Here is a 22,253-nt window from a genome sequence, read left to right on the forward strand (position 1 = left end):
AAACCATGAAAAAAAAGGTCCGGGTGATTGTTATTGATGATTCCGCTTTAATGAGGAATCTGCTGGCAGAAATTATTAATGAAGCCCCTGATTTAGAGTGTATTGCCAGCGCACCTGACCCGCTGATTGGCAGAGAAAAAATTCGCGAATTAAATCCCGATGTCATTACGCTTGATATTGAAATGCCTAAAATGGATGGGCTGGAGTTTCTTGAAAGACTGATGCGGCTTAAACCCACACCGGTGATTATGATATCCTCTTTGACTGAGCAGGGTTCAGAAGCAGCTCTGCGTGCCTTAGAGTTGGGGGCAGTTGATATTATTGCCAAGCCCAAATTGGATATTGTGCGTGGGATTCAAGGATATGCTGATGATATTCGAGAAAAGATACGTTGCGCAGCGGGGGCAAAAGTGAAGCCAATGTTCAGCAGCAATGTTACGCCAAATAATTCGGCGGATGTGGTTCTTCCAAAAGTATCCAGGCCGATTTTAAAAACTGAAAAACTGATTATTGTAGGAGCATCGACGGGGGGCACCGAGGCACTCAAAGAGTTTCTCATGCCCATGCCGCCGGATGCACCAGCGATTCTGATTGCGCAGCATATGCCTGAGATGTTTACTAAGTCTTTTGCAAACCGGCTTAATTCCCTTTGTAGTGTTACGGTGAAAGAGGCTGAGCACGGCGAGCGTGTTTTGCCAGGGCACGCCTATATTGCACCGGGGCATTCTCATCTGTTGCTGGGTGTATCCGGTGCAAATTATGTTTGTCATTTATCACAGGGAGAAACTGTAAATCGTCATCGTCCTTCGGTTGATGTCTTGTTTAGATCAGTGGCTAATCTGGCTGGGAAAAATGCGATTGGTGTGATTTTAACGGGGATGGGCAAAGATGGTGCCGCAGGGATGCTGGAAATGAAGCAGGCCGGGGCCTATAACTATGCTCAGGACGAGGCTTCTTGCGTGGTGTTTGGCATGCCTAAAGAGGCGATTGCGCTGGGTGGGGTGCATGAAGTATTGCCACTGAAAGAAATTTCTGGCCGGGTGTTGGCTTATCTGACCCGGCATGGCGGGCGTAATGTAAGAATTTGAAAGCGATATGCCGGATGAATTTACCAATATTAATTGTTGAAGATGATGATAGTCTAAGAGAAGCACTTGCTGACACGCTGGAATTAGGTGGCTATTCGGTTCTTGTTGCTGAAGACGGCAAAGATGCACTAAGTGTATTAGAGTGCCATCGAGTGGGGCTGGTGTTATCTGATGTGCAGATGCAGCCTATGGATGGTGAAAAACTTCTGCAAGAAATTAAGCTTATTTACCCTTATCTACCTGTTATTTTAATGACGGCCTATGGCGTGATTGAAAAAGCGGTAGCCGCATTACACTCCGGTGCATGTCATTATCTTCCCAAGCCTTTTGAGCCAGACCGCCTGCTTCAGGAAGTAGCCAAATACATGCTGCCTGACAGCGATGATGATGAGGTGATTGCAGAAGATCCGGCGATGCTTAGCCTTTTAGAAATGGCACGACGCGTGGCTCTTTCTGAGGCTTCGGTTATGATTACTGGCGAGTCGGGCACAGGTAAAGAGGTCCTGGCACAATTTTTACACCGCAATAGTGGCAGGGCTAATCGTCCGTTTGTTGCCATTAATTGTGCGGCTATTCCCGAGCAATTACTGGAGTCAACGCTGTTTGGGCATGAGAAGGGCTCGTTTACCGGCGCTGCTACTCAGCATCTGGGTAAATTTGAGCAGGCAAATGGGGGTACTTTGCTGCTTGATGAGATTTCGGAAATGCCTCTGGCATTGCAGGCCAAATTGCTGCGGGTATTGCAAGAGCGCGAAGTGGAGCGTGTAGGTGGGAATAAGCCGGTGCAGATTGATATTCGCGTATTGGCAACGTCTAATCGGGATATGAAGCTGGAAGTGCTTGCCGGGCGTTTTCGTGAAGATTTGTTCTATCGTTTGAATGTTTTTCCCTTACATTTACCGAGCTTGCGGGAGCGCAGCAACGATATCCTGCCCCTGGCTAAAGCGATGCTGGCAAGGCATGCTGCAAGGCAAAAACGGCGCGTGCCTACCTTGTCTTTGGCTGCCGAAATTGTGCTTTTGGCCAATGAATGGGAGGGCAATATTCGTGAATTAGACAATGTGATGCAGCGAGCACTTATTCTGGCTCCGGGTGATGAGATTGCTGTCGAGCACCTTTATTTGCCGCAAATTTTTTCCGCCAAGGCGGCAAATATTGCCGATGTGTCCGTTTTAACCGGTTTGTTGCCGTGCGATGATGCGCCGACTGTCGTCAGTGATATCAAAGAACTAGAGAAAAGGCATATATTGGAAACACTCAGGTCGCTCGGTGGTGCGCGTAAATCGACGGCAGAAAAGCTGGGCATGAGTGAAAGAACATTACGTTATAAATTGCAGCAGTACCGTGAACAAAACCCGGATTTATCGATTTGAATCGCAGGTGGCTCAGGAATTGCTTGCAGTAGCTTAGTCTGAGCACCTACAATTTGAAAACAAGGCATTTAGTCTGTCTCTACCATTGCGGCTGTGCTGATGGCTGGATCAATTGATTAACGGCCTAAAAGGGGATATAAGTCATGAGCGTGCAGGGAATCGATCAGGTTCTTGGCGAATTAAAAGCAATGTCTGCACTCGCAGGAGGGCAGGCTGTAGCGCAGGCGCAGCCTATTGCTGGTTCGCCAGACTTTGCGTCAATGCTTAAATCTTCTTTGGATCAGGTCAATCAGGTGCAGCAAGACGCTCAGGCGCAACAGCTTGCATTTCAATCCGGCGCGCCGGAAGCCAATTTGCAAGATGTAATGGTATCCTTGCAAAAAGCCAGCCTTTCTTTTCAAACGATGGTGCAGGTACGCAATAAGCTGGTCAGTGCTTATCAAGAAGTCATGAGTATGCAGGTCTGATGCCCCGGCTCTGTCCGGATCCCCAGCTAGCCTGAGTATTTCGTGAAAGCATTGCCGAAATATTTAGACTAGAATTTAGACAGGCTCATTAAAGCCTGCATGGGATTTCGACGTATGGCAGAGGTAAGTGCAGCGGCAGATAATAATCTGATTACGGCAAGAGGCTTCGGGGTGGCGCGCGAGCGCTTCGCTGCGATGCCTGCTGGGCGAAAAATGGGCCTGATGGTTGCTGTCGCTGCAGTGATTGCGCTTATTGTGGGTAATTTATTGTGGTCAAAAGAGCCTGCCTATCGTATTTTGTTTACCAATATTCCTGATAAAGACGGCGGCGCTATTGTTCAATCGCTGCAGCAAATGAATGTGCCCTATAAGCTTGATCCCGGGGGCACTATTTCGGTGACCGCCGATAAGATTTACGATGTTAGATTAAAACTTGCAGCGCAAGGTTTACCTAAATCGGGTAATGCGGGCTTTGAATTATTAGACAATCAAAAATTTGGTGTTTCCCAATTTGCAGAGCAGGTTAATTATCAGCGTGCAATTGAAGGTGAATTAGCCCGCTCTATAGAAACTGTTGCTTCGGTGAGTAAAGCGCGCGTGCATTTGGCAATGCCTAAACAGACTGTATTTCTGCGTGATCAGCAAAAGCCAACTGCATCGGTAATGTTAACGCTTTATGCCGGCCGTATTTTGGATGGTGGCCAGGTTGCGGGGATTATTCATCTGGTTTCATCCAGCGTGCCTGAGTTGCCGATTAAAAATGTAACGATTGTGGATCAGGAGGGTAATTTACTATCTAAATTGCCTGAAATGAGCCAGAACAATTTAGACCCGCGTCAGTTACTTTATGTACAGCATGTAGAAAAAGGCTTTGTCGAGCGTGTTGAAACAATTCTTGCTCCGCTGGTGGGTAAAGAAAACGTTAAAGCCGAAGTGACTGCCCAAATTGATTTTGCTGAAGTTGAGCAAACATCAGAATCCTTTAAGCCTAATTCTCCGCCTAATAGCTCTGCTATGCGCAGCCAGCAAACGCTCGATTTACAAGGCAAATCAAGTAGTGAGTTGGCCGGTGGTGTGCCAGGCGCATTATCAAACCAGCCCCCCGGTGCCGCTGCTGCGCCTATTACGGCTCCCACTGCATCGGGTGCTTCTGAAGCAGGCGTGACCGGCACGGCTAATAGCCGTAAAGAAGCGACAATTAACTACGAAGTAGACAAAACCATTCAGCATGTGAAGCAGCAGGTAGGCGGGGTAAAACGGCTATCTGCGGCGGTGGTGCTCAATTATAAGCCGGGTAAAGATAAATCGGGAAAGATGACTTATCTGCCGTTTAGTCCGCAGGAAATGACTCAGATTAACGATCTGGTGCGCGAAGCAATAGGGTACAACAAGGAGCGGGGGGATTCGGTTAATGTAGTGAACGCGGCATTTGCGGGTTCCTTGCCGCTCGAAGAAAAGAAAATGCAGGATAAGGCGCTGGCTTATATTCAGGGTAATGCCACCGATGTGGGTAAGTTGGCACTGATTGCGATTGTAGTGCTTTATTTGTTGTTCTTTGTGTTGCGGCCATTGATGAAAGACATGGCCAAAACACGCGAGGAAGCACGTATCCAGGAGCTGGATTTTGGCGAAACACTCGGGCCTGATGGTGAAAAACTGACCGCAAATGATCAGACGCCGGAAGAAGACGAGAACCAGAACCGGATGGCTATTTTTGCTGAGCTGTTGCAGCAGGCCAAAGAGCTGGCAAGAGATGATCCGCGTATGGTGGCTACGATCTTGCGGGAATGGATGCTTAATCCTGACGATAAAAACGGTGGTCCAAATAAGAAACCTTCTTAGAGTAATTAGCACAAACTGCAGCAAAGCAGCGGTGTTTTGGTGTTAAAAGTGTCTTGAGGAGCAAACAATGGCTGCTGATTTAAGTGATGAAGGTGTACGTAAAAGCGCATTATTATTGATGACCTTGGGTGAGGATGTTGCCGTTGAGGTTTTTAAGTTTTTGGGTCCCAAGGAGGTACAGAAACTAGGCTTTGCTGTTGCAGGAATGGGGGCGGTAAAGCGTGAAGAAATTGATGTGTTACTTGGGGAGTTTATTGCCTCAACGCAAAATCGCGCCAATCTTGGCGCCGCAGATGAATATATCCGTTCGGTGCTGACTAAAGCTTTGGGCACAGATAAAGCGGCCAATCTGCTCGACCGTATTTTGCAGGGCAATGATAATAACGGAATTGAATCCCTTAAATGGATGGATTCATCTGCGGTAGCCGAGCTCATTAAAAATGAGCACCCGCAAATTATCGCGACGATTCTGGTGCATTTAGAATCTGATCAGTCTTCTGAAATTCTGAGTTATTTTGTTGAGCGCCAGCGTAATGATGTACTGCTGCGGATTGCTACACTGGAAGGTGTGCAGCCTGTCGCGCTTAGAGAATTGAATGATGTTCTGACGCAACTGATGTCTGGCTCCGATAAGCTGAAAAAGAGCGCGATGGGCGGGGTACAAATGGCGGCTGACATTCTTAATTTCATGGGCGGGGTGGTTGAAGCGTCAGCGATGGCCAGTGTGCGGGATTATGATCCGGAGCTGGCACAGAAAATCCAGGACAAAATGTTTACTTTTGACAATATCCTGGATATTGATGATCGGGGTATTCAATTGCTTATGCGTGAAATTCAATCTGATTCACTGGTTATCTCGCTTAAAGGAACCAGCCAGGCGCTCAAGGAAAAGATTTTCAAAAATATGTCTTCGCGGGCGGCTGAAATGTTGCGCGATGATTTAGAAGCACGCGGACCAGTCAAGTTGTCTGAAGTTGAAGCAGAACAAAAAGAAATCCTTAAAATTGTTCGCCGGTTAGCCGATGAAGGCCAGATTGTGCTGGGCGGTAAAGGTGATGAAGGGTTAGTTGAATAATGGTCATATTGAAAAATCGCATTGTCTTTGCGATGCGGTGCTGTGTACCAGAAATATTGCCCTGTCCATTAAATGCAGGGCGTGCCGGTTTTCGTAATACACACCTTGCTCTGTTTAGAAACGGTGGTGTTTCGAGGCGTCAAAATGAGTAGTCTGAGCGTGATTCCTCGTGGACAATTAAGTGCCTGGGAAAAATGGGAGTTAGGTTCTCTGAATGAGGCCGAGGCAGAAGCCGCTGCTTTAGGGGAAGAAAGCTTGGTACCTTTGGATCAAACTCCGGATTTGTCTTTAGCAGAAGACAACACCGGGCCAGATGCTGAAGAGGACTTGGCACCGCTTCCAACTGAATCGATTGATGTACCTGATGCAGATGTTGCTTTTCCCACAGCAGAAGAAATCGAGGCCATTGTTCAGCGCGCCCAGAGTGAAGGCTTCGAGGCGGGTTTGGAGGCCGGGCGCCTGATGGCTGAGGATGAAACGAATCGTCTGCGCTTAGTTTTGGCTAGTGTTGAAAGCACGCTGAAAAAAGCGGAAGCCACGCTGTCAAATGAAGTGCTTGATTTAGCCGTTGCCATTGCCCGCCAGATGGTAAGGGACGAACTTCAGCATGCGCCAGAGCGCTTGTTACCCCTTTTGCGCGAAGTATTAGCCAGTTTGCCTGCAGCAAGATCCCCATCACGTGTTTTTTTGAATCCTGACGATCTGCTTGCAGTTGAAGGGATGCTGGGTGGAGATTTTCCGGCGGATACCTGGCGCTTATTACCTGATTCGCAGCTGGAAACCGGTGGTTGCCGCATTGAAACGCCCGATTCAGCCGTCGATTTGTCTTTGCCTGTGCGCTGGGGAAACATCCTGCGCGTTCTGGGGCGTCATGGCAGGGCTGATTTGGGCTGGGGGGAGAGCGAAGAGCATGCTGGGCCTCCTTCATCTTTTGCTGCGGAAAATAGCGAGTCTTTGTTTGAATTATCTTCTGCTGAAGGCGTGCCCGAGCCGATTGCAGCACCTACGGTAGCACCGGCTTTATCGCCGGAAGAAGCCGTACCTTCCGGAGAAAATATTGCGGCCTCTGACAGCCAGCTCTCTGCTGAATCCGGGCATCATGACTGAAGCGCTGCAAGGCTGCCGGCAGTATTTGGCTGATTGCAAAGATGCGGTGCGCTGGATGCGCCCGTGGCTGCCGCGTGGGCGCCTGGTCAGAGTCTCGGGTCTGGTACTTGAAGCGGTTGGTCTGCGACTCGCTATTGGTTCGTCTTGTGATGTGATGACACCCAGCGGTGCTTCGGTCGAGGCTGTGGTGGTCGGCTTTAATGAAGATCGTTTATTTCTGATGCCGATTGCCGAAATTTATGGCGTAGAGCCGGGAGCTCAGGTTGTGCCACATGAAGATGTGGAAGCGTGGGTGCCGGACTATGGCCATCCGCGCCCGCTACAGCGCCGTTTGGAAGATCATGGTCGTCAGATGCCGGTGGGCTGGGGTTTATTAGGCCGGGTGCTGGATGGTTTAGGACGGCCTCTCGATGGTAAAGGCCGGATTGAGCACGACAATTATATGCCGCTATTTGCACGCCCTTATAACCCGATGACACGTGAGCCGGTTCGCCATGTGATGGATGTGGGCGTGCGGGCGATTAATGCCATGCTGACTGTTGGACGCGGCCAGCGTTTGGGATTATTTGCAGGCTCTGGTGTGGGTAAGTCGGTATTGCTGGGCATGATGGCACGTTACACCACTGCCGATGTGGTTGTGGTGGGTCTGATTGGTGAGCGTGGCCGGGAAGTGAAAGATTTTATTGAAAATATTCTGGGTGATGAGGGCTTAAAGCGCTCGGTCGTGGTGGCTGCACCTGCAGATACGCCACCTTTGCTGCGTTTATATGGTGCAGCTTACGCAACTTCAATTGCTGAGTATTTTAGAAATCAGGGCAAGCATGTGTTGCTGATTATGGATTCACTGACACGCTACGCTATGGCGCAGCGCGAAATTGCCCTGGCCGTGGGCGAGCCGCCTGCCACTAAAGGCTATCCGGCATCGGTATTTGCCCGTTTGCCACAATTGGTCGAGCGTGCAGGTAATGCTGAAGAGGGTGGGGGATCGATTACCGCTTTTTATACTGTTTTATCCGAAGGGGATGATCAGCAGGACCCGATTGCCGATAATGCCCGGGCGATTCTGGATGGTCACTTTGTGCTGAGTCGTCAGCTGGCCGAGGCAGGGCATTACCCTGCGATTGATATCGAAGCCTCAATCAGCCGGGTGATGAACGATATTATTTCGCCGGAAGAATTCGCTGTGGTCCGGCGTTTCAAATATCTTTATTCCCGCTATCAGCGCAGCCGTGATCTGATCAGCGTGGGTGCTTATGTGCCAGGCTCTGATCCTGTGCTGGATGAGGCTATCCGGCGAAACCCAAGCTTTGAAGCTTTTTTGCAGCAGGATATTGCCGAGTGTGAGCGCTATGATGGGGCTAGAATGAAGCTTTATCAGCTCTTGATGTAATTAGCAGGGATGAGTGCCGTGGCCCAGTTTCGTTTTGCATTTTTACTAGTGCTCGCTATCGATGCAAGAGAAGATGCTGCGCGGCTGATGCAGGCTGCTCAGGCTAATTGGCTAAGTGCTCAGGGAAAGCTTGATCAGGTTGATCAGTACAGAGTTGAATATCGTACCCGTTTATTGGGGAGCGGGCAGAGTGGGATGACGATTGTCCAATGGCGTGATTTTCAATTATTTCTGGCAAAACTGGATGATGTTGCATTATCCCAGCAGCAAGAGATTGAGCGTTTGGCGGATGTGTACGCGGCGCATCGCGATGCCTGGCTGGAGTGTGAAAAAAAAGTAAAAGCCTTTGAGGCTTTGAAGCAGCGGCATTTAGCTGTGGAAATGCAAAAAGAATTGCGTAATGAGCAGCGTAGTAATGATGAATTCAATACACGGCAGCGCCCCCGGTAAAGAGCCTTTTTATATTTTCTTGTTTTATCCACGAATAAATCCTGCCTGCGTAAGGATAAGATGTGGGTAAGTCTGTTAGTCCGCTGATTTATATCATTAAAAATAGACTGCTTTGTTTTTAATCAATCTATACTTTTGCTATTTAAATTCGTTTCTTTATCAAGAAAATAACAGGTTTGATATCTTTTAAGCCTGGTATTTTTTATGGCTATTGTTCTTTATATTTGGGGCTATCTTTCTTGGTTTAATCGTAAACCACTTTGTAACATAAAAGATCACTGATACTAAAACTTGAATATGGGTAAAGAGTTAAACGTGATACTCAAACCTATATGTATTAACAGGATTAATGGTGGGAAATAAAACAGCTTATGCTAATTTTGAAGCGGGGAAGGCTGATTTAGGATATAGCCTATTATTGAAAAAAGAGGCCTGTATAGGTTAGTGGATGTGGCGCAGGTACAAATTAAGCTGCATCTCCAGACTTAGTTTCTGTTTGTTTGGGGTTGATGGAGTTGAGGTGCTGACGGCAGTAGATCAATATTAAGGAGGACCTGGGCTGGCGTACTCATTTTTATACAGGTTTTTGTGCTAAGCAGCAGGTAATTGCATTTTGGCATAATTGGTTTAACGCTGATGCATACACCCGCTTGCTTCGGTAAGTTTCGATCAGAATAATCCCGCTATTTGAGTTTGCTCAATACTTATATCAGATGATTTCTGTAGATTCAACGCGTGAAATTAAGTGATTAATCATGCGGTTTTTTTGGCTTTTTATTTGTTAAGTATTTATTTTATGATAATAAATTTTGTCTGATAGCCGGAATTTAGCACTTAAATTTTTTCATATTCTTGCTATTTCTTAGCTTAAGTCATTTTTATGCAAGAGCTTGTTTATCTTTCGATTGCTAATTGTCACTGCTCAGTGAATAATCCTGCTTGTTTGGTGATGTAAGGTGTATCAAATATGTCTTGCGAGGCTTATGACAAATCTGTCACCTCGCACTTCAAAACGGTTAGAGCTGTGCTTATATTCGTTGCTTGAGCAAGACTAAAAAAGGGGATGTTATGAATATTCTGGGCTATTTACAGAAAATCGGCCGTGCGCTGATGGTGCCGGTGGCGACGTTGCCAGCGGCTGCCATTTTAATGGGAATCGGTTATTGGATCGATCCAAATGGCTGGGGTAGTAATAGTGCATTAGCGGCCTTTCTGATTAAGTCGGGGGCTGCAATTATCGACAATATGTCGATATTGTTTGCCGTGGGTATTGCTTATGGCATGTCTAAAGATAAAGATGGTGCGGCTGCTTTATCGGGTCTGGTTGGTTACTATGTACTGACCACATTACTTTCACCGGGCGCAGTTGCACAGATTCAGGGCATTCCTCTGGATCAGGTGCCAAAAGCATTCGCTAAGATCAATAACCAGTTTGTGGGTATCTTGGTTGGTGTGATGACTGCGGAGCTATACAACCGCTTTAGTGGTGTTGAGCTGCATAAAGCCCTGGCATTTTTTAGTGGCCGCCGTTTAGTGCCTATCGTGACTTCGGTTGTGATGCTGGTTGTTGCTTTCCCGTTAATGTATATCTGGCCAATCGTGTTTAATGGCTTGGTGCATTTTGGTGAAAGTATTATGGGTATGGGCCCCACTGGTGCGGGTATTTATGCCTTCTTTAACCGCTTGTTGATTCCTGTAGGCTTGCATCACGCCCTGAATAGTGTGTTCTGGTTTGACGTTGCAGGGATTAACGATATTCCTAATTTCCTGGGCGGTGCTAAGTCCCTGGCTGAAGGCAAGGCGGTATTGGGTGTAACAGGTATGTACCAAGCAGGTTTCTTCCCGATCATGATGTTTGGTCTGCCTGGTGCGGCGCTGGCGATTTACCACACTGCTAAGCCACAAAACAAAGCGCGCGTTGCTTCCCTGATGATTGCTGCTGCTTTTGCTGCATTCTTTACTGGTGTGACTGAGCCGCTTGAATTCTCCTTTATGTTTGTTGCCCCTGTGCTGTATGTATTGCACGCTGTGTTAACCGGTGTGTCGGTTTATATCGCTGCAAGCATGCAATGGATTGCTGGTTTTGGTTTCAGTGCTGGTCTGGTTGACTTGGTGTTATCAACTAAAAACCCGCTGGCAAAAGACATCCTGATGCTGGTTCTGCAAGGTTTTGCTTTCTTTGCTATCTACTACTTTAGCTTCCGTTTTGCCATCAAAGCGTTTAACTTCAAAACGCCTGGTCAGGAAGATGAAGAAGAAGGTTTAGTTGAAGATGCTGCTCCGGTAAGTGGTGATACCGATTCACTGGCTCATGCTTATCTTGGCCTGATTGGTGGCTCTGCAAATGTTGTAGCGGTTGATGCGTGTATTACCCGCTTGCGTTTAACACTGAACGATACTGCCGTTGTTGATGAGGCTGCAGCCAAGCGTCTTGGCGCTTCAGGGGTTATCAAGCTCAATAAACAAAATGTTCAGATTATTGTTGGGCCTAAGGCTGAGCTGATTGCCACACGTATGAGCCAGTTGCTGGCAGCGAAAGGAGTGAGCACTGCAATTCCTGCTGCTACTGCTAAAGCTGATGTTCCGGCTCAGAAAGTGAAGGGTGATTTAGTATTGCTTGCGCCTATAAGTGGTGAAGTCGTATCACTGCTTGATGTACCTGATGCTGCATTTTCCAGTAAGGCCGTAGGTGAGGGCTTGGCAATTCGTCCAAGCAGCAATCTGGTTCTTGCCCCTGTTGATGGTGTGGTTGCTAAAATCTTCAACACTAACCATGCATTTGCATTGATTGCTGATAATGGTGCCGAGCTGATTGTGCACATTGGTCTGGATACTGTGCAGCTGGGCGGCAAGGGTTTTACACGTTTACTTGAACAGGGTTCACGTGTAAAAGCGGGTGATGCAGTACTGGAGCTTGATCTGGAATATCTGGCAATACACGCTGTATCGATCATTAGTCCGATTGTACTGAGCAATGTTGATCAGTTTGACAGCGTTGCCCAGTTTGCTACAGGTCACGTGGAAGCGGGTAAAACTGCGCTTTATACGATTAAAGCGAAGTAAGTTTGCTTGAACGGAAATAAAAAAGGCGAACCTTAAAGGTTCGCCTTTTTTTATGTTGTGTGTTTTATATACAACAGGGCTTGCTTGGTTTTAGCCGGATTTGATCAGCCGAGCAGGTGCTTTACTGCATCACGCTCTTCAGACAACTCTTTTGCGCTGGCATCCATGCGGCTGCGGCTGAAGTCGCTGATTTGCAGGCCTTCAACGATGGTGTACTTGCCATCTTTACAAGTGACAGGGTAGCCAAAAATCAAATCGCTATAGCCATATTCGCCATTGGCCGGAACGCCCATGGTGACCCAGTCACCATCTGTAGTGCCCAGTACCCAGTTACGGATGTGGTCAATTGCAGCATTAGCTGCAGAAGCGGCAGAAGACAAGCCGCGTGCCTTGATAATGGCGGCACCACGTTGCTGAACAGTAGGGATAAAGTCGGCTTCCAGCCATTTCTGATCGTTGATCAGGGCAGAAGCGCTTTGGCCTTTTACCGTTGCATGGAACAGATCCGGGTATTGAGTTGCGGAGTGATTGCCCCAGATGATCATCTTGTTTACATCGGTTACAGCTGAAGATGTTTTCTGTGCGATTTGTGTCAGGGCACGGTTGTGATCCAGACGCATCATGGCAGTAAAGTTGGCCGGGTTTAAATCCGGAGCGTTTTTCATTGCAATGTAAGCATTGGTATTGGCTGGATTACCCACTACCAGCACTTTCACGTCACGTGATGCCACTTCATTCAGTGCTTTACCTTGCGCAGTAAAGATCGCACCGTTGGCTTCAAGCAAGTCTTTGCGCTCCATGCCCGGCCCACGTGGACGTGCACCTACCAGTAGGGCGATGTCTGCATCTTTGAATGCTACTTTAGGGTCATCACTTTGCACAATGCCCTGCAATAGCGGGAATGCACAGTCATCAAGCTCCATGACTACGCCGTTGAGTGCAGGCAGGGAAGGGGTGATATCAAGTAATTGCAGGATCACCGGTTGATCTGCGCCAAGCATCGCGCCTGATGCAATACGAAATAAAAGGCTATAACCAATCTGGCCGGCAGCGCCGGTAACGGCAACGCGAATAGGGGTCTTCATGAGGATCACTCCGATATTGGTGTGTGAACGATGCCGGGGTCTGAGCGTTTGCACTTCAACTGCAGCAGGTAACACTTGTTTGCAAATACATTAGAAATTGAATCGGTTTATCTGATGCACTTATCTACATTATTTGTAGAGCAAATGTGGGTACCCCGCTTTGTTATGAAGTGGTGTTGCAGTACACCCTGCATGCTTATTTTTTAACGGTTTAAAGTGTGTGCCAGCTACTCTACAAGCCAAGCTGAGAAAGTTTATCACGCGCATCTGCGCTTGGCGCGCGTTTTACCTGCAGATGAAATATATTGTTGTGTATCTTTTGTCTTATATAAGACTGTAGTAGACTATGTTGCTACAACATGATAAAAAGCAAACTATTCTCAATGAGCAAACTTGCAGCTGTTCCTTTATATCGTCAGGTTATTCGTGAAGTTACTACGGCAGTGGATGCTGGCGAGTGGAATGCAGATGAAAGTTTGCCTAGTGAAAATGATTTAGCACATCGTTTTGGTGTAAGCCAGGGCACAGTTAGAAAGGCTCTTGATGTGCTTGTGCTCGAAGGGGTGTTATATCGCCGCCAGGGTGTAGGTACTTTTGTTTCGGATGCCAGTGATTTTCTGGCGCGGGCAATGTTTATGCCTTTGTCCGGTTATGGTGGCGAGAAACCAAAGATCGAAATGCTCGGCTGTGTGCGGATTCATGCCGGTGAGCAATTGGCGGATATTCTGGGTCTTCGGCGAGGTGCCGCGCTGTGGCAGGTGCGTCGTTTGCTGTGGGTGGCCGGTGCAGTGATTGGCCTGGAAGAAATGTTTTTACCCGAGGCAAATTTCCCAGATCTGGAAATGCGCAGGATCCGGGAGTTGCGGGGCAATTTGCGTGAATTGTGCTGGCGTGATTTTGGGATGCGCTTAAAAGATGGTGAAGTCCGCTATCGTGCCGTGCCCGCAGCCAGTACCGAAGCCAGATTGTTGCAAGTTGAAGTGCATGAGCCCTTGCTTCAGCTTGTGCGCTTAGCAAGAGATTTTGATGGCAAGCCACAGGTCTGGAGTGTGGCCTGGTTCAGATCCGAGCAATTGGCATTTCAGGCTCCGCCTGAGCAAGCTTAGATTGTGCAATTTGCATTCTGAGTAGGCGATAAATGAAAATTTGTAGTTAGGTTTGGTTGGTAGTAAAAGGCATGTCGGTGGTGCTGGACAGTTTAAAAAAACAGCTCGTGCACATTGGCAGAAGTAAAACTTAAAGAGGAAGTGCGCATGCAAAAAACACGCCCCAAGCACCTGGAGATCGCGAAGATTCGTCTTCCTTTACCAGGGATTATCTCCATTCTTCATCGCGTCGGTGGCGCGCTGATGTTCCTGGCGATTCCCTTCATGCTTTATGCTCTGGAAGGATCATTATCTTCTGCCGAGCGTTTTGATACATTCAGATCCTGTATTTCAAATCCTCTTGTAAAAATTGCGTTACTGGGCATTTTGTGGGCTTTCTTGCATCACGTCTGTGCAGGTGTGCGTTTTCTGCTTCTGGATATTCATAAGGGGCTGGAGCTCAAAACGGCACGTCTTACTGCCAAAATTGTGCTGGTGGTTAGTCTGGTTCTGACCGTCCTGATTGGAGTACTGGTATGGTAAATCGTCAAGTGGTCGGTGCGCATTATGGCCTGAAAGACTGGCTGATTCAGCGTGTTACCGCCGTGATTATGCTGGTTTACACCCTGGGTGTGGTGGCGTTTTTATTGCTTGCAGACGGAGCTTCCTTTGAGGCATGGCGCCAGCTCTTTGCCTGCACCTGGGTCAAAGTGATCACCACCATCAGCCTGTTTGCCTTGCTTTGGCATGCGTGGGTGGGTGTGCGTGATATCTGGATGGATTACTTCCAGCATGTAGGTTTGCGTTTAACGATGCACGTGCTCTCGCTGTTATGGCTGGCAGGTAGCTTGGTTTATATGATTAAAGTTGTGTGGGGTGCATAAGCGATGACCGTTCCTATCCGTAAATTCGATGCCGTCATTGTCGGCGCAGGTGGTGCCGGTCTTCGCGCGGCCTTGCAGCTCTCTGAAGCGGGCTTGAAGACTGCTGTGTTATCTAAAGTATTTCCAACCCGCTCGCACACTGTTGCGGCGCAGGGCGGCATTTCTGCGTCCCTTGGTAATGTTCAGGAAGACAAGTGGGAATGGCATATGTACGACACTGTAAAAGGGTCGGACTGGCTTGGGGATCAAGACGCGATTGAGTTTATGTGCCGTCAGGCGCCAGAAGTTGTGGTGGAGCTTGAGCACTTTGGTATGCCGTTTGATCGCTTGGAAAATGGCAAGATCTATCAGCGTCCATTTGGCGGCCATATGGCTGATTTTGGTAAGACACCGGTGCAACGCGCCTGTGCCGCCGCCGATCGTACCGGTCACGCCATGCTGCACACGCTTTATCAGCGCAATGTGCGCGCCAATACCCAGTTCTTTGTGGAATGGATGGCGCTGGATCTGATTCGTGATGAAGCGGGTGAAGTGGTCGGTGTGACGGCGCTGGAAATGGAAACCGGCGAAGTGTCGATTATCCATGCTAAAGCCGTGTTGTTTGCCACCGGTGGTGCGGGGCGTATTTTCTCAGCTTCTACTAATGCCTTTATTAATACCGGCGATGGCCTCGGCATGACCGTGCGCGCAGGCATTCCACTTGAAGATATGGAATTCTGGCAATTTCACCCGACTGGTGTGGCTGGTGCCGGTGTATTGATTACTGAAGGTGTGCGCGGCGAAGGAGGCATCTTGCTCAATTCCGAAGGCGAGCGCTTTATGGAACGCTACGCGCCAAATGCCAAAGATCTGGCGTCCCGTGACGTGGTTTCCCGGGCAATGGCGCTGGAAATTCTGGAAGGCCGTGGCTGTGGTAAAGAAAAAGACCATGTATTACTGAAGCTGGATCATTTAGGTCCGGACATCATCAAGCAGCGCCTGCCGGGTATTCGTGAAATTGCCATTAAATTTGCCGGTGTTGATCCGATTCAGGATCCGATCCCGGTCGTGCCAACTTGCCACTATCAGATGGGTGGCATTCCGACCAACTACAAGGGTGAAGTGGTTGCGCCAATTGGTGACGATCCAGAAGTGCGCGTGAAAGGCTTCTACGCAGCGGGTGAATGTGCATGCGCTTCGGTGCATGGCGCAAACCGCTTAGGTACCAATTCACTGCTGGATCTGGTGGTGTTTGGTAAAGCTGCTGGTAATTCGATTATTGATTTCATTAAGAACGAGCGCCCAGAATTACGCCCATTGCCAGCGAACGCTGCTGAGTTCTCTCTGGCTCGTTTGGCTCGCTTAGAAAACCAGACGGGTGGCGAAGAAGTAGCAGACGTACGCAATGCCATGCAAAAAGTGGTGCAACTGCGTGCCGGTGTATTTCGCAACTCGGAAAACCTCGCCAAAGGCGTGACCGAGATTAAAGAAGTGGCCGAGCGTGTAAAACGCACCCAGATTAAAGATAAATCCAAGGTATTTAACACTGCACGCGTTGAGGCGCTGGAGCTGGATAATCTGATCGAAGTGGCGGTGGCAACCCTGATTTGTGCCGAAGCCCGTAAGGAAAGTCGTGGAGCGCATGCGCACGATGATTTCCCGGATCGTCATGATGAGTGGATGAAACACACGATGTTTGATGGCAAAACACGCACGCTGTCTTACAAACCGGTGCATACCAAGCCACTGACGGTTGATTATATCGAACCGCAGAAACGCGTTTATTAAGCATCAGGAGAAAAACCGATGAAGATGCACTTCAAGCTCTATCGCTACAACCCTGATGTGGACGCTAAGCCGTACATGCAGGATTACCATGTTGAACTCGAGCCATCCGATAAAAAATTGCTTGATGGTCTGGTTCGCCTTAAAGCACAAGATGATACTTTGAGCTTTCGACGCTCTTGCCGTGAAGGAATTTGCGGTTCAGATGCAATGAATATCAATGGTAAAAATGGTCTGGCTTGTATTACCGACATTGCCAGCTTAAAGCAACCCGTTGAAATTCGTCCGCTGCCAGGTTTGCCGGTTATTCGTGACTTAATCGTTGATATGACTCAGTTTTTTAAGCAGTATCATTCGATCAAGCCTTATGTGCAAAACGATAATCCACCGCCTGATCGCGAACGTCTGCAGTCGCCGGAAGATCGTAAAGAGCTGGATGGTTTGTACGAATGCATACTGTGTGCTTGCTGCTCTACATCTTGTCCGTCATTTTGGTGGAATCCGGATAAATTTGTAGGACCGGCAGGTTTGCTGGCAGCTTACCGCTTTATTGCGGATACCCGCGATGAAAAAACCAACGAACGTCTGGATAATCTGGAAGATCCTTATCGTTTGTTCCGCTGCCACAGCATTATGAACTGTGTTGATGTTTGCCCTAAGGAACTCAACCCAACCAAAGCCATTGGCAAGATCAAAGATTTAATGATTAAGCGCATGAGCTAGACAGCGGTAAAAAAACATAAAGGTCTTAGACACAGAGAACACAGAGAAAAAAAGGCGAGGGTTTTGTCTTTTGATTGAAAGTTTTGTATTTCTTAGTGTGCTCTGTGTTCTTTTTTGTCTCTGTGTCTGCAGAAGTTTTGTGTTGTTATCAGTATTTTGATGCTTGATCGCAATAGATGGTAAGGAATGCCTGGATGGATGAAATTGAATTAAAACGAATAGTCTGGCGCTCTCGCCGGGGCCTTTTAGAAGTCGATTTACAGTTGGAAAAATTTGTAAACAAGGTGCTTCCGACTTTATCCAGGGCAGATTTGACTCTTTTTCAGGATCTTCTTTTACTGTCTGATAACGATCTGCTTGATTACCTAAATTGTAAAACAGAATGTCCGGACGAGCGGCTCAGACCGATACTGGAACAAGTACGAAGCGCACAACGACAAGCGGTATAAACCGAAAACCCAGGAGCTACTTGATTATGGAAAAGAAAGTTACACTGACTTACAACGAAGGCAAGGATTCGCTAGAGTTGCCAGTTTTGCCGAGCACACTTGGGCCGGATGTGGTGGATATCCGCTCATTCTCCAAGACCGGTATGTTTACTTTTGATCCTGGTTTTTTGGCAACGTCTAGCTGCGAGTCCAAAATTACTTATATCGATGGTGATTTGGGCCAGCTTTACTATCGTGGTTATCCGATAGAGCAGCTTGCTGAACAAAGTGATTATCTGGAAGTGTGTTATTTGCTGATTAACGGTGAGCTACCGACTGCGCAGCAAAGTGCCGAGTTCAATAGAACTGTGATGAGCCATACGATGGTTCATGAGCAGCTAACCCGTTTTTTTAATGGCTTTCGCCGCGACGCACATCCGATGGCGATGATGGTGGGTGTGGTCGGTGCATTATCCGCATTCTACCAGGACAGCCTGGACATCAATAATGAAGAGCACCGCAAAGTAGCGATGTTCCGCCTGATTTCCAAGATCCCGACCATCGCTGCAATGTGTTACCGCTATAACCAGGGCCTGCCATTTGTTTACCCGCGTAATGATTTGAGCTACACCGCGAACTTTATGCACATGATGTTCTCGACCCCGTGCGAGCCGTATGTGCCCAATCCAGTGTTGGTTCGTGCTTTAGACGTGATTTTTACTCTGCATGCAGATCATGAGCAAAACGCTTCCACATCAACAGTTCGTCTGGCTGGCTCGTCCGGTGCGAATCCGTTTGCGTGTATCGCAGCAGGTATTGCCTGCCTGTGGGGCCCGTCGCATGGTGGTGCCAACGAAGCCGTGTTGCTGATGCTGGATGAAATTGGCTCGGTTGATAAAGTGCCGGCCTTTATGGAAGGCGTGAAAGCCAAGACGCATAAGCTGATGGGCTTTGGTCACCGTGTTTATAAAAATATGGATCCGCGTGCCAGCGTAATGCGCCGTATTTGCTATGAAGTATTGAATGAGCTGGGTCTGCAGAATGATCCTAAATTCAAACTGGCAATGGAGCTGGAAAGAATTGCGCTGGAAGACAGCTACTTTATTGAACGTAAGCTGTATCCGAATGTCGATTTCTATTCAGGGATTGTTCAGTCTGCCCTGGGTATTCCTGTCCCGATGTTTACTGTTATTTTTGCACTGGCACGCACGGTGGGCTGGATCAGCCACTGGAATGAAATGATTGCTGATCCGGGTATGAAAATTGGCCGCCCGCGTCAGCAATACACCGGTGCGACCAAACGTGATTACGTACCTGCAGATCAGCGCGGTTAACAAACTACTGCGAACCCCTGTGGCGGCGTTAAAAAATCTCTCAAAATCCTCATTTACAAAAGTAAATTCCGGTTTTTCGAGATGGTGGCCAAAGGCTTCCCTTGCGGATGCCTTGCCCTTGGGTTTCTTGTTATGTTTGTGATTTGTTTGAAAGGTGGGCAAGAAAAATATTTTGCTCACCCTGCAGATGGATTGGTTTTGAGCCGTTTCACTAAGGGGCGGCGGTCTTGCATGGTGTTAAGCCTGCTAAATTACTGGATTTGATGACGGCGATGATGAGAGAGTTGAGGTCTAATTCCCACCTTTTTGGCGGGAATGCTCCTTTCGTTGAGGAGCTTTATGAGCTGTACCTGAGTGACCCGCAGCTGGTTGATCAGGAATGGCGCTCCTACTTCGATAAGATGCAGCAAAGCCCGGGTGTGGTTGATCGTGATATTCCACGAGCGCCGATTGAAGAATCCTTCCGCCAGCTGACTCGCAAACCCCGCTATATACAGCAAGGTGGCGCAGTTGACGAAGAGGCTACACGCAAGCAGGTTAATCTGCTGCGTTTAATCTCTGCTTACCGCATTATGGGTTCGCGTCAGGCAAATCTCGATCCTTTGCAGCGTATGGATCAGGCACGTTTGCCTGAGCTGGATGCAAAGCACCATGGTTTTACCGATGCCGATATGGCAACCACGTTTGGTACCAATATTGCAGGGATGGAACGCGCCACCCTTGCCGAAGTGATTAGTTTCTTAAAACAAACTTACTGCGGCAATATTGGTCTGGAATATATGCACATCACTAATGCGGAGCAGCGCAAGTGGGTGCAGCAATGGTTTGAATCCCGCCGCTCAACATCATCTTATGGTGCTGAGCAGAAAAAACGCACACTGCAAAAAGTGACTGCGGCAGAAACCCTCGAACAATACCTGCATAAAAAATACGTTGGCCAGAAGCGTTTCTCGCTGGAAGGCGGCGACTCCATGATCCCGGCGCTGGATTTTTTAATCCAGAGTTCAGGTGTGGTGGGTGTGCAGGAGCTGATTATCGGGATGGCTCACCGTGGCCGTTTGAATGTGCTGGTCAATACACTGGGCAAGCAGCCGCGTGATCTATTCAGCGAATTCGAAGGCCGCTCGGTCAGCGATCTGTCTTCAGGTGATGTGAAATACCATATGGGTTTCTCGGCTGATGTCCCGACACCGGGCGGCCCGATTCACCTCAGTCTGGCATTTAACCCGTCTCACCTTGAAATCGTCAACCCTGTGGTTGAAGGCTCGGTACGCGCACGTCAGCAGCGTCGTGGCGATACGCGGGGCGAGCAAGTATTGCCGGTATTGATTCACGGTGATTCTGCTTTTATCGGTCTGGGGACCAACCAGGGTACGTTTAATCTGGCTAATACCCGTGGCTATGGCACAGGTGGAACGGTGCATCTGGTGGTGAATAACCAGGTAGGTTTCACTACATCGGATACCCGTGATACCCGCTCGACTATCTACTGCACCGATATTGCCAAGATGGTTGAAGCGCCGATCTTCCATGTGAATGGTGATGATCCCGAAAGCGTAATTCTGGTTATGCAGGCGGCACTGGAATTTCGTATGAAGTTCCACCGTGATGTGGTGGTTGATCTGGTGTGCTTCCGTAAGTTTGGCCACAACGAAGCGGATGATCCGTTTGTGACCCAACCGATGATGTACAAAAAAATTAGCCAGCACCCGGGAGCGCGTAAAAAATACGCTGATCGTTTGATTGCCGAAGGAGTGGTAACGAGCGATGAAGCCGATAACCTGATCCAGGAATATCGCGCGGCTCTGGATCGTGGCGAGCACGTAGAACAAACCACACTGACCGATTACAAACGCTCGCATGCGATTGATTTCTCGCGCTATATGGGTGTGCACTGGCGTCACCCGGTTACTACGGCTGTGCCTCAGGCGGATTTAATCCGCCTAACCGAAAAATTTACCAAAGTGCCTGATGATTTCAAGCTGCGCTCTAATGTAGACAAAATCATTAAGGAGCGAATTGCCATGGTCAATGGCGAGCAGGCGGTTGATTTTGGTATGGCCGAACATCTGGCTTATGCCACCTTGCTAACCGAAGGCTACGCCGTACGTATTTCGGGTGAAGACTGTGGCCGCGGCACGTTTAATCACCGCCATGCGGTATTACACGATCAGAATCGTGAAAAATGGGATCAGGGCGTTCATATTCCATTGCAGCATCTGGCCGAAAAGCAAGCCAATTTTACTGTGATTGATTCGATTCTGAATGAAGAAGCAGTGCTGGCGTTTGAATACGGCTATGCGTGTTCTGCTCCGGATGAGCTGACTATCTGGGAAGCGCAGTTTGGTGATTTTGCAAACGGCGCGCAGGTGGTGATCGATCAGTTTATTACCTCGGGCGAAACCAAATGGGGCCGTCTGTGTGGCCTGACTATGATGTTGCCTCACGGCTACGATGGCCAGGGCCCGGAGCATTCATCTGCCCGCGTTGAGCGCTATCTGCAACTGTGCGCAGAGCACAATGTGCAGGTGCTGATGATGTCTGAAGCCGCGCAAATGTTCCATGCGCTGCGCCGTCAGATGCTGCGCCCAAGCCGTAAACCGCTGATTATCATCATGAGCAAAAAGCTTCTGAAAGCGAAAATGGCATCCAGCCCGATTGACGATTTCACCAAAGGTGAATTTCGTCCTGTGATTGGCGATCAGGGTAATCTGGACGCGAAAAAAGTGAAGCGCGTCGTGATGTGTGCCGGTCAGGTTTATTACGATCTGCTGGCTGGCCGTTCGGAGGGCGATATCAAAGATATTGCGATTGTACGGGTCGAGCAGCTTTATCCATTCCCAACAGAAGAGTTAAAAGCTGAAATCGAGAAATACCCGAATGCGCGTGAAGTGATGTGGGTACAGGAAGAGCCACGTAACCAAGGCGCATGGCACCAGATTCGCCACCGTCTGGAAGCGTGCATGCATCCTAAGCAAACCCTGCTCTATGCAGGCCGTACCTCGTCGGCGTCGCCAGCCGTGGGCTATATGAGCAAGCACACCGCACAGCTTAAATCCTTCGTTGAAGAAGCAATGACACTGTAAACCAGAGGC

Annotated in this window: 18 protein-coding genes; 17 read left to right on the top strand and 1 reads right to left on the bottom strand. The window is 48.5% G+C overall.

From position 1 onward, the window contains the following. Positions 1 to 5 precede the first annotated feature (5 nt). From EJO50_RS03365 to nagE, 9 genes are all read left to right on the top strand, one after another. Positions 6 to 1,088: a protein-glutamate methylesterase/protein-glutamine glutaminase gene (locus EJO50_RS03365; RefSeq protein ID WP_125971591.1), complete on the top strand. Its 1,083-nt coding sequence runs from the start codon at positions 6 to 8 to the stop codon at positions 1,086 to 1,088. A 14-nt stretch (positions 1,089 to 1,102) separates the two neighbouring features. Next, complete coding sequence (locus tag EJO50_RS03370) at positions 1,103 to 2,461, top strand: sigma-54-dependent transcriptional regulator (RefSeq protein WP_125971593.1); 1,359 nt, start codon at positions 1,103 to 1,105, stop codon at positions 2,459 to 2,461. Positions 2,462 to 2,604: 143 nt separating this feature from the next. Then, the gene (fliE, locus tag EJO50_RS03375) at positions 2,605 to 2,928 is read left to right on the top strand and encodes a flagellar hook-basal body complex protein FliE (protein ID WP_125971595.1); all 324 of its coding nucleotides are present in this window, start codon (positions 2,605 to 2,607) and stop codon (positions 2,926 to 2,928) included. Between the two features lie 114 nt (positions 2,929 to 3,042). After that, entirely contained in the window at positions 3,043 to 4,770 is a 1,728-nt protein-coding gene (gene fliF / locus EJO50_RS03380) for a flagellar basal-body MS-ring/collar protein FliF (RefSeq protein ID WP_125971597.1), read from the top strand. A 67-nt stretch (positions 4,771 to 4,837) separates the two neighbouring features. After that, the gene (gene fliG / locus EJO50_RS03385; RefSeq protein ID WP_125971598.1) at positions 4,838 to 5,845 is read left to right on the top strand and encodes a flagellar motor switch protein FliG; all 1,008 of its coding nucleotides are present in this window, start codon (positions 4,838 to 4,840) and stop codon (positions 5,843 to 5,845) included. Between the two features lie 144 nt (positions 5,846 to 5,989). Beyond that, positions 5,990 to 6,952, top strand: a complete 963-nt coding sequence (locus tag EJO50_RS03390) for a flagellar assembly protein FliH (RefSeq protein WP_164521418.1) — start codon at positions 5,990 to 5,992, stop codon at positions 6,950 to 6,952. Positions 6,953 to 7,007: 55 nt separating this feature from the next. Further along, complete coding sequence (fliI, locus tag EJO50_RS03395) at positions 7,008 to 8,342, top strand: flagellar protein export ATPase FliI (RefSeq protein WP_233702205.1); 1,335 nt, start codon at positions 7,008 to 7,010, stop codon at positions 8,340 to 8,342. Between the two features lie 18 nt (positions 8,343 to 8,360). Continuing rightward, positions 8,361 to 8,792, top strand: coding sequence for a flagellar export protein FliJ (gene fliJ / locus EJO50_RS03400; protein WP_164521419.1), 432 nt, complete (start codon positions 8,361 to 8,363; stop codon positions 8,790 to 8,792). A gap of 1,068 nt (positions 8,793 to 9,860) precedes the next feature. After that, positions 9,861 to 11,855, top strand: a complete 1,995-nt coding sequence (gene nagE, locus EJO50_RS03405; RefSeq protein WP_125971604.1) for an N-acetylglucosamine-specific PTS transporter subunit IIBC — start codon at positions 9,861 to 9,863, stop codon at positions 11,853 to 11,855. Between the two features lie 104 nt (positions 11,856 to 11,959). Here the strand turns inward: nagE and EJO50_RS03410 are convergent, their stop codons facing one another. Continuing rightward, the gene (locus tag EJO50_RS03410; RefSeq protein WP_125971606.1) at positions 11,960 to 12,940 is read right to left on the bottom strand and encodes a malate dehydrogenase; all 981 of its coding nucleotides are present in this window, start codon (positions 12,938 to 12,940) and stop codon (positions 11,960 to 11,962) included. Positions 12,941 to 13,323: 383 nt separating this feature from the next. On the opposite strand from EJO50_RS03410, the gene EJO50_RS03415 reads away from it, so the two are divergent. The 8 genes from EJO50_RS03415 (at position 13,324) to EJO50_RS03450 (ending at position 22,244) form a co-directional block, all read left to right on the top strand. Continuing rightward, positions 13,324 to 14,046 (top strand): GntR family transcriptional regulator, encoded by a 723-nt coding sequence (locus tag EJO50_RS03415; RefSeq protein WP_164521420.1) that lies wholly within the window; start codon positions 13,324 to 13,326, stop codon positions 14,044 to 14,046. 147 nt (positions 14,047 to 14,193) lie between these two features. Then, on the top strand, positions 14,194 to 14,568 hold the full coding sequence (sdhC, locus tag EJO50_RS03420) for a succinate dehydrogenase, cytochrome b556 subunit (protein WP_125971609.1): 375 nt from the start codon (positions 14,194 to 14,196) through the stop codon (positions 14,566 to 14,568). Then, on the top strand, positions 14,562 to 14,909 hold the full coding sequence (gene sdhD, locus EJO50_RS03425; protein WP_125971611.1) for a succinate dehydrogenase, hydrophobic membrane anchor protein: 348 nt from the start codon (positions 14,562 to 14,564) through the stop codon (positions 14,907 to 14,909). The genes sdhC and sdhD overlap by 7 nt, the downstream gene beginning before the upstream one ends. Before the next feature lie 3 nt (positions 14,910 to 14,912). Beyond that, positions 14,913 to 16,676 carry a succinate dehydrogenase flavoprotein subunit gene (sdhA, locus tag EJO50_RS03430; protein WP_125971613.1) on the top strand — a complete coding sequence of 588 codons (1,764 nt, stop codon included), beginning with the start codon at positions 14,913 to 14,915 and terminating at the stop codon, positions 16,674 to 16,676. Positions 16,677 to 16,700: 24 nt separating this feature from the next. Continuing rightward, a complete protein-coding gene (locus EJO50_RS03435) occupies positions 16,701 to 17,396 on the top strand; it encodes a succinate dehydrogenase iron-sulfur subunit (protein WP_308418415.1) in 696 nt (231 codons plus the stop codon). 194 nt (positions 17,397 to 17,590) lie between these two features. Further along, entirely contained in the window at positions 17,591 to 17,845 is a 255-nt protein-coding gene (locus EJO50_RS03440) for an FAD assembly factor SdhE (protein ID WP_125971616.1), read from the top strand. Between the two features lie 26 nt (positions 17,846 to 17,871). Further along, positions 17,872 to 19,158 (top strand): citrate synthase, encoded by a 1,287-nt coding sequence (gene gltA, locus EJO50_RS03445; RefSeq protein ID WP_125971618.1) that lies wholly within the window; start codon positions 17,872 to 17,874, stop codon positions 19,156 to 19,158. Positions 19,159 to 19,430: 272 nt separating this feature from the next. Then, positions 19,431 to 22,244 carry a 2-oxoglutarate dehydrogenase E1 component gene (locus EJO50_RS03450; protein WP_125976255.1) on the top strand — a complete coding sequence of 938 codons (2,814 nt, stop codon included), beginning with the start codon at positions 19,431 to 19,433 and terminating at the stop codon, positions 22,242 to 22,244. The last annotated feature ends 9 nt before the right edge of the window (positions 22,245 to 22,253 follow it).

Source organism: Iodobacter ciconiae (assembly GCF_003952345.1).
GTDB lineage: Bacteria > Pseudomonadota > Gammaproteobacteria > Burkholderiales > Chitinibacteraceae > Iodobacter > Iodobacter ciconiae.

Excerpts from the sequence above, each read along its gene's own strand:
- EJO50_RS03370 (WP_125971593.1), top strand. The coding sequence starts at position 1,103 with ATGAATTTACCAATATTAATTGTTGAAGATGATGATAGTCTAAGAGAA.
- EJO50_RS03390 (WP_164521418.1), top strand. The coding sequence starts at position 5,990 with ATGAGTAGTCTGAGCGTGATTCCTCGTGGACAATTAAGTGCCTGGGAA.
- sdhC (WP_125971609.1), top strand. The coding sequence starts at position 14,194 with ATGCAAAAAACACGCCCCAAGCACCTGGAGATCGCGAAGATTCGTCTT.
- fliG (WP_125971598.1), top strand. The coding sequence starts at position 4,838 with ATGGCTGCTGATTTAAGTGATGAAGGTGTACGTAAAAGCGCATTATTA.
- sdhA (WP_125971613.1), top strand. The coding sequence starts at position 14,913 with ATGACCGTTCCTATCCGTAAATTCGATGCCGTCATTGTCGGCGCAGGT.
- fliF (WP_125971597.1), top strand. The coding sequence starts at position 3,043 with ATGGCAGAGGTAAGTGCAGCGGCAGATAATAATCTGATTACGGCAAGA.
- EJO50_RS03435 (WP_308418415.1), top strand. The coding sequence starts at position 16,701 with ATGCACTTCAAGCTCTATCGCTACAACCCTGATGTGGACGCTAAGCCG.
- EJO50_RS03415 (WP_164521420.1), top strand. The coding sequence starts at position 13,324 with ATGAGCAAACTTGCAGCTGTTCCTTTATATCGTCAGGTTATTCGTGAA.
- EJO50_RS03440 (WP_125971616.1), top strand. The coding sequence starts at position 17,591 with ATGGATGAAATTGAATTAAAACGAATAGTCTGGCGCTCTCGCCGGGGC.
- gltA (WP_125971618.1), top strand. The coding sequence starts at position 17,872 with ATGGAAAAGAAAGTTACACTGACTTACAACGAAGGCAAGGATTCGCTA.
- fliE (WP_125971595.1), top strand. The coding sequence starts at position 2,605 with ATGAGCGTGCAGGGAATCGATCAGGTTCTTGGCGAATTAAAAGCAATG.
- fliI (WP_233702205.1), top strand. The coding sequence starts at position 7,008 with ATGCGCCCGTGGCTGCCGCGTGGGCGCCTGGTCAGAGTCTCGGGTCTG.
- EJO50_RS03450 (WP_125976255.1), top strand. The coding sequence starts at position 19,431 with ATGATGAGAGAGTTGAGGTCTAATTCCCACCTTTTTGGCGGGAATGCT.
- EJO50_RS03365 (WP_125971591.1), top strand. The coding sequence starts at position 6 with ATGAAAAAAAAGGTCCGGGTGATTGTTATTGATGATTCCGCTTTAATG.
- sdhD (WP_125971611.1), top strand. The coding sequence starts at position 14,562 with ATGGTAAATCGTCAAGTGGTCGGTGCGCATTATGGCCTGAAAGACTGG.
- EJO50_RS03410 (WP_125971606.1), bottom strand. The coding sequence starts at position 12,940 with ATGAAGACCCCTATTCGCGTTGCCGTTACCGGCGCTGCCGGCCAGATT.
- nagE (WP_125971604.1), top strand. The coding sequence starts at position 9,861 with ATGAATATTCTGGGCTATTTACAGAAAATCGGCCGTGCGCTGATGGTG.